The sequence below is a fragment of the Kocuria sp. CCUG 69068 genome (assembly GCF_020833785.1).
In the GTDB taxonomy this organism is placed as follows: Bacteria; Actinomycetota; Actinomycetes; order Actinomycetales; family Micrococcaceae; genus Kocuria; species Kocuria rosea.
Genome location: NZ_PDDL01000142.1, coordinates 1 through 7,103, shown reverse-complemented (window position 1 = coordinate 7,103; position 7,103 = coordinate 1). Strand labels below are relative to the sequence as shown.

General features: G+C 71.8%; 6 protein-coding genes. 4 read left to right on the top strand and 2 right to left on the bottom strand.

Going from position 1 to position 7,103, the window contains the following annotated elements; all coding sequences use genetic code 11:
- Both CRM73_RS17425 and coaA read right to left on the bottom strand, forming a co-directional pair.
- A partial coding sequence (locus CRM73_RS17425) for a hypothetical protein (RefSeq protein ID WP_229588619.1) occupies nucleotides 1-181 on the bottom strand: 181 nt, incomplete at its 3' end.
- Nucleotides 181-1,137: a type I pantothenate kinase gene (coaA, locus tag CRM73_RS17420; protein WP_031282962.1), complete on the bottom strand. Its 957-nt coding sequence runs from the start codon at nucleotides 1,135-1,137 to the stop codon at nucleotides 181-183. The genes CRM73_RS17425 and coaA, both read right to left, overlap by 1 nt.
- 172 nt (nucleotides 1,138-1,309) lie before the next feature.
- Here coaA and CRM73_RS17415 point away from each other — a divergent pair, with 172 nt between their 5' ends.
- The 4 genes from CRM73_RS17415 to CRM73_RS17400 all read left to right on the top strand — a co-directional run bounded on the left by CRM73_RS17415 (nucleotide 1,310) and on the right by CRM73_RS17400 (nucleotide 6,990).
- Nucleotides 1,310-3,385 carry a PTS mannitol transporter subunit IICBA gene (locus CRM73_RS17415; RefSeq protein ID WP_031282963.1) on the top strand — a complete coding sequence of 692 codons (2,076 nt, stop codon included), beginning with the start codon at nucleotides 1,310-1,312 and terminating at the stop codon, nucleotides 3,383-3,385.
- A complete protein-coding gene (locus CRM73_RS17410) occupies nucleotides 3,385-4,530 on the top strand; it encodes a mannitol-1-phosphate 5-dehydrogenase (protein WP_035924835.1) in 1,146 nt (381 codons plus the stop codon). The genes CRM73_RS17415 and CRM73_RS17410 overlap by 1 nt, the downstream gene beginning before the upstream one ends.
- A 124-nt stretch (nucleotides 4,531-4,654) precedes the next feature.
- Nucleotides 4,655-6,541 (top strand): glutamine--fructose-6-phosphate transaminase (isomerizing), encoded by a 1,887-nt coding sequence (glmS, locus tag CRM73_RS17405; protein ID WP_229588618.1) that lies wholly within the window; start codon nucleotides 4,655-4,657, stop codon nucleotides 6,539-6,541.
- Nucleotides 6,542-6,618: 77 nt separating this feature from the next.
- Nucleotides 6,619-6,990 (top strand): holo-ACP synthase, encoded by a 372-nt coding sequence (locus CRM73_RS17400; protein WP_017833335.1) that lies wholly within the window; start codon nucleotides 6,619-6,621, stop codon nucleotides 6,988-6,990.
- Nucleotides 6,991-7,103: the final 113 nt, after the last annotated feature.

Below are 7,103 nucleotides of genomic sequence, written 5' to 3'. Positions count from 1 at the left end.
ACGGGGACGCCGGAGCCGGCACGGACGCAGGACCGGACCCGGGCGGGGCGGGCGCGGCCGGTGCCGCGGTGGTGCCGGAGGGTTCCGGCGGGGCCGGGGGAGCGGCCCCGGGATCAGGTGCGCACCCGGCCACGAGCACCGCGGCGGTGAGCAGGAGGGCGCCGGCGCGCAGGGCGTCCATCAGTTCTTGCGCAGCAGCACGCGCCGGATCGAGTGGTCGGAGTCCTTGGAGAGGATCAGCCGGGCGCGGCCGCGCGTCGGCTGCACGTTCTCGATCAGGTTGGGCTCGTTGATCCGCCGCCAGATGCCGGTGGCGGTGGCCACGGCCTTCTCGTCGGAGAGGTCGGCGTAGCGGTGGAAGTAGGAGCCGGGGTCGGCGAACGCGGAGGAGCGCAGGGCCTGGAACCGCTCCACGTACCAGCGCTCGATGTCCGCGGGCCGGGCGTCCACGTAGATCGAGAAGTCGAAGAAGTCGCTCAGGGCGAGGGCGGCCCGGTCCCCGGGGCCCACCTTGGCGGGGGCGAGCACGTTGAGCCCCTCGATGATGACCACGTCCGGGCGGGTCACCACGACCTCCTCGCCGGGCAGGATGTCGTAGCTGTGGTGCGAGTACTTGGGCGCCCGCACCTCGGGGGCGCCCGACTTGATCTTCGCGACGAAGCGCAGCAGGGCGCGGCGGTCGTAGGACTCCGGGAAGCCCTTGCGGTCCATGAGCCCGCGGCGCTGCAGCTCCGCGTTGGGGTACAGGAAACCGTCGGTGGTGATGAGCTGCACGTGGGGGGTGGACGGCCACCGGGACAGCAGCTCGCGCAGGAGGCGGGCCGTGGTGGACTTGCCGGCGGCCACGGAGCCGGCGATGCCGATCACGAACGGGGTCCGGGCGTGCTCCTCGCCGAGGAACGCGTTGGTCGAGGCGTTGAGCCGGTTCGACGACTCGTCGTAGAGGGTCAGCAGCCGCGAGATGGGGAGGTACACCTCGCGGACCTCCGCGACGTCGAGCCGGTCGCCGAGGCCGCGCAGGTTCTCGATCTCCCGAGAGGTGAGGGGAACGTCGATCTCGTGGGAGAGTCTCGACCAGGTCTGCCGGTCGAGCTCCACGAAGGGCGAGGCGCGTTCGCTCAGCGTAGATGCGGTCATCGACCACAGTCTAGACCGCACCCCGGCGCCCGAGGTGTACCGGAGACAGGCCCCGTACCCGGGTGTAGATTTGGTCTCGATCCGGTATTCGCCGTGAGAGAACTCACAGCAGTGCACGGCGCGTGCGCTCCGCCGGTGGAGGACCACCCCGCTCGAGAGTCAGGACAGGACCATGGCGACGGCAACGACCTCAGAGACCACAGCACCGGCGGGAGGGCGGTCGACGGCGGCCCGCGCGCACGTGCAGCGCTTCGGCACGTTCCTCTCGGGGATGATCATGCCCAACATCGGGGCGTTCATCGCCTGGGGGCTGATCACCGCGTTCTTCATCGAGGCGGGCTTCACCCCCTTCGGCCCGCTGGGCGGGTTCGGCGAGAACGCCGAGGGCGAGCCGTACACGGGCCTGGTCGGCCCGATGATCACCTACCTCCTGCCGCTGCTGATCGCCTACACGGGCGGGCGGATGGTCTACGACGTCCGCGGCGGCGTGGTCGGGGCGATCGCGACGATGGGCGTGATCGTGGGCACCGACATCCCCATGTTCATCGGGGCGATGCTCATGGGCCCGCTGACCGCGTGGGTGATGAAGAAGGTCGACGCCATCTGGGACGGGAAGATCAAGCCCGGCTTCGAGATGCTCGTGAACAACTTCTCCGCCGGCATCCTGGCCGCGGCCATGGCCATCTTCGGCTTCTTCCTGATCGGCCCCGCCGTGCTGGCCTTCTCCAACGCGGCCGCCTCGGCGGTGGACTTCCTGGTCACCCGGGGGCTGCTGCCGCTGACCTCGATCCTCATCGAGCCCGCGAAGGTGCTGTTCCTCAACAACGCGATCAACCACGGCATCCTCACCCCCCTGGGCACCGCCCAGGCCCTGGAGGAGGGCAAGTCGATCCTCTTCCTGCTCGAGGCAAACCCCGGCCCCGGTCTGGGCATCCTGCTGGCCTACACGGTCTTCGGCCGCGGCGCCGCGCGCGCCTCGGCCCCCGGCGCGGCCCTGATCCACTTCGTGGGCGGCATCCACGAGATCTACTTCCCGTACGTGCTGATGAAGCCGGCGCTGATCCTGGCGGCGATCGCGGGAGGCATGACGGGCATCTTCACGCTGACCCTCTTCGACGCGGGCCTGCGCGCCCCGGCCGCCCCGGGCTCGATCATCGCGATCTTCGCCCAGGCCACCACCGACAGCTACGTGGGCGTGGCCCTCGCGGTGACGGCCGCGACCGCCGTGTCCTTCTTCGTGGCCTCGATCATCCTCAAGGCCTCCAAGGACAAGGGCGAGGGAGACCTCACCGAGGCCACCTCCCGGATGGAGGGGATGAAGGGCAAGAAGAGCTCCGTGTCCTCCGCGATCGTCGGCACCAGCGGCGGCGCGGACACCGGCGGGACCCCCGCCCGTGAGCTGGCCGACGGCGGACCGGTGCAGCGCATCGTGTTCGCGTGCGACGCCGGCATGGGCTCCTCCGCGATGGGCGCCTCCGTGCTGCGGAACAAGGTCAAGGCGGCCGGGTTCGCCGACGTCAAGGTCACCAACGCGGCGATCGCCAACCTCACCGACGACTTCGACATCGTGGTCACCCACCAGGACCTGGCCACGCGGGCCCGGCCGAAGGTGCCCAGCGCCGCGGTGGTGACCGTCGACAACTTCATGGGCAGCCCCCGCTACGACGAGATCGTCGAGGCCGTGCAGCAGCGCAACGGCGCCGCCGTCCCGGCGGGCGGCGGCGCGGCGGCGGCCACGGCCGGCGGCGGGGGAGCGGCCTCCGGCGGCGACACCGTGGCCGCGGACCCGGGCGAGGGCGCCGGGACGTCCGGGGACGCCACCATCCTCACCAGGGACCGGATCGTCATGGACGGCGGCGCGCGCAACGCCGCGCAGGCCATCGACGAGGCCGGCGGCCTGCTGGTGGCGGCCGGTGCCGTGACCGACGCGTACGTGGCCTCCATGCACGAGCGCGAGGAGTCGGTGTCCACCTTCATGGGCAACGGCCTGGCCATCCCGCACGGCACCAACCAGGCGAAGGACAGCATCCGCTCCTCGGCCCTGTCGGTCGTGCGCTACCCCGAGGGCCTGGACTGGAACGGCAAGCCCGTCACCTGGGTGATCGGCATCGCCGGCAAGGACAACGAGCACCTCGCGATCCTCTCCCGGGTCGCGAAGATCTTCGGCAACAAGGAGAAGGTGCGCCAGCTGGACGAGGCGAGGACCGCCGACGAAGTGCTCGACCTACTGGGGAAGGTGAACGACTGATGAAGTGCGTCCACTTCGGGGCGGGCAACATCGGCCGCGGCTTCGTCGGCCTGCTCATGCACCGCTCGGGCTACGAGGTCGTGTTCGCCGACGTGGCGGCCCCGCTGATCGACGCGCTGGCGTCGACCCCCAGCTACACCGTCCACGAGGTCGGCGCCGGCTCCCGCGACACGGTCGTCGAGGGGTACCGGGCGCTCAACTCGGCGGACGCCCCGGAGTCCGTGGTCGCCGAGATCGCCACGGCGGACGTGGTCACCACGGCCGTGGGCGCGCACATCCTCAAGTTCGTGGCGCCGCTCGTGGCGCGCGGCATCGCCGCGCGCCCGGACGGCGCATCCCCCGTGGCGGTCATGGCGTGCGAGAACGCCCTGTCCGCCACGGACCTGCTCGCCGAGGCCGTCCGCGCCGAGTACGGCGGCGAGGACCTCGACCGCCGGGCGGTGTTCGCCAACACCGCCGTCGACCGGATCGTGCCCCAGCAGGACGGCGGCGGGCTCGACGTGGTCGTGGAGCAGTTCCACGAGTGGGTCATCGACCGCACCCCGTTCGCGGGGGGCGAGCCGGCCATCGAGGGGGCGACCTACGTCGACGACCTCGTGCCCTACATCGAGCGCAAGCTGTTCACGGTCAACACCGGCCACGCCGCGTGCGCGTACTTCGGCTACCGGGCCGGCCGGCACCGCATCGCGGAGGCGATCGCCGACCCCGGGATCCGGGAGCGGGTCGCGGCAGCGCTCGCGGAGACGCAGGCGCTGCTCGTGGCGAAGCACGGGTTCGACGAGCAGGAGCACGGACGCTACGTCGCGAAGATCCTCGACCGCTTCGCCAACGAGCACCTCCCCGACACCGTGGAGCGCGTGGGCCGTGCCCCGCTGCGCAAGCTCGGCCGGCACGAGCGGTTCGTGGGCCCGGCGGCCGAGCTGGCCGAACGGGGCCTCGGCACCGACGGGCTGCAGGCGGCCGTGGGGGCCGCCCTGCGCTTCGACCCGGCCGACGACCCGGAGGCCGTCCGGCTGGGCGAGCTCCTCGACACGCTGGAGCCGGCCGACGCCGTCCGGGAGATCACGGGGCTGGACGCCGGGCACCCGCTCTTCCCGCCGCTCGAGGCGCTGGTGGCCGACGCCGTCCGGGAGCGCCGGGGCTGACCGGACCCCACGGAAGGGCCCACAGGCGGGACGGGCCGTGTCCCCAGAAGAGGCGGAAACACGGCCCGGCCCGCCGGGTCCGGTGCGCCCGGCCGGGCGAGATCCATGCGGTACTGTGAAGCGCATGTGTGGAATTGTTGGATATGTGGGCCCCTCCTCCCAGCGCTCGGACGTGCCCGGCTCCGGGCACGACGCCCTTGACGTCCTCGTCGAGGGCCTCCGGCGCCTCGAGTACCGCGGCTACGACTCCGCGGGCGTGGCCGTCGTCGCGGACGGCACCGTCGGCTTCCGCAAGAAGGCCGGCAAGCTGCTCAACCTCGAGCAGGAGCTGCGCGACAGCCCGCTGCCCCGCTCCACCACCGGCATCGGGCACACCCGCTGGGCCACCCACGGCGGACCGTCGGACGTCAACGCCCACCCGCACGTCGTCGACGGCGGCCGGCTCGCCGTGATCCACAACGGCATCATCGAGAACTTCGCCGAGCTCAAGCGCGAGCTGATCGAGAAGGGCCACGAGTTCCGCTCGGAGACCGACACCGAGGTCGCCGCCGTGCTCCTGGCCGACACCTACAACGACCTCGGCGACCAGGACCTGACCGCGGCCATGCAGGTCGCGTGCCGCCGGCTCGAGGGCGCGTTCACGCTCCTCGCCGTGCACGTGGACCACCCCGGCCGCGTGGTCGCCGCCCGCCGCAACTCGCCGCTGGTGCTCGGGCTGGGCGAGGGCGAGAACTTCCTCGGCTCCGACGTCTCCGGGTTCATCGACTACACCCGCAGCGCCGTGGAGCTGGGACAGGACCAGGTCGTGTCCATCACGGCCGACGACTACGAGATCACCGACTTCCACGGCAACCGCGCCGACGGCAAGCCCTTCCAGGTGCTGTGGGACGCGGCCGCCGCCGAGAAGGGCGGCTTCCCGTCCTTCATGGAGAAAGAGATCAACGAGCAGCCCGCCGCCGTGGAGCAGACCCTCATGGGCCGCACCGACCCGGACGGCAACCTGGTCCTCGACGAGCTCAGGATCGACGAGGCGGTGCTCCGCGCCGTGGACAAGATCGTCGTCGTGGCCTGCGGCACCGCCGCCTACGCGGGGCAGGTCGCCCGGTACGCGATCGAGCACTGGTGCCGGATCCCCACCGAGGTCGAGCTCGCCCACGAGTTCCGCTACCGGGACCCGATCGTCAACGAGCGGACCCTGGTGGTCGCCCTGTCCCAGTCCGGCGAGACCATGGACACCCTCATGGCGGTCCGGCACGCCCAGGAGCAGGGGGCCAAGGTCGTGGCGATCTGCAACACCAACGGCTCCACGATCCCGCGCGAGGCCGACGCCGCGCTCTACACGCACGCCGGACCCGAGATCGCCGTCGCCTCGACCAAGGCGTTCCTGGCCCAGATCACCGCCGCCTACCTCCTGGGCCTCTACCTGGCCCAGCTGCGCGGCAACAAGTACAAGGACGAGATCGGGGAGATTCTCGCCGAGCTGGAAGCCATGCCGGCCAAGATCCAGCAGGTCATCGACGCGCAGGCCGCGGTCAAGGATCTCGCGCAGTCCATGAAGGACGCCTCGTCCGTGCTCTTCCTGGGCCGCCACGTCGGCTTCCCGGTGGCCCTCGAGGGCGCGCTCAAGCTCAAGGAGATCGCCTACATCCACGCCGAGGGCTTCGCCGCCGGCGAGCTCAAGCACGGGCCGATCGCCCTCATCGAGGAGGGCCAGCCGGTGTTCGTCATCGTCCCCTCCCCGCGCGGGCGGGACTCGCTGCACGCGAAGGTGGTCTCCAACATCCAGGAGATCCGTGCCCGCGGGGCCGTGACCATCGTCATCGCGGAGGAGGGGGACGAGGCCGTCGCCGACTACGCGAACCACATCTTCCGCGTGCCGCAGTCCCCGGTGCTGCTCCAGCCGCTGCTGACCACGGTCCCGCTGCAGATCTTCGCGTGCGAGCTGGCCACGGCGAAGGGATACGACGTCGACCAGCCCCGCAACCTCGCGAAGTCCGTCACCGTCGAGTAGTCCGCGCCCGCCGCTGCGCCGGCCCGCCGCCCCGGTTCCTCCCGGGCGGCGGGCCGGCGGTCGTTAGGCTGGGGACCATGATCATCGGCACCGGCATCGACGTGGTGGACATCGCCCGCTTCGAGGAGCAGATCGCCCGCACCCCCGGCCTCGTGGCCCGGCTGTTCACCCCGCTCGAGCGGGATCTGCACGTGCGCTCGCTCGCCGCGCGCTTCGCCGCCAAGGAGGCGGCGGCGAAGGCGCTCAAGGCGCCGCCCGGGATGATCTGGCAGCACTGCTGGATCGAGAAGGACCCCTCCGGTGCCCCGCTGCTGTGCACCGAGGGAACGGTGGCGGAGGAGGCGCGCCGGCAGGGCATCGACCGGTGGCACCTCACCATGACGCACGACGGCGGGATCGCCATGGCCATGGTCATCGCCGAGCGCACCGGGGACGGGGCGCAGGCGTGATCGCCGCCTGGACCGGGGCGCAGGTGCGCGCGGCCGAGACGCCCTTCCTCGAGCGCGGGGAGGGCCCCGCGCTGATGCGGCGCGCCGCCCACGGCCTGGCCCTCGTCGGCGCG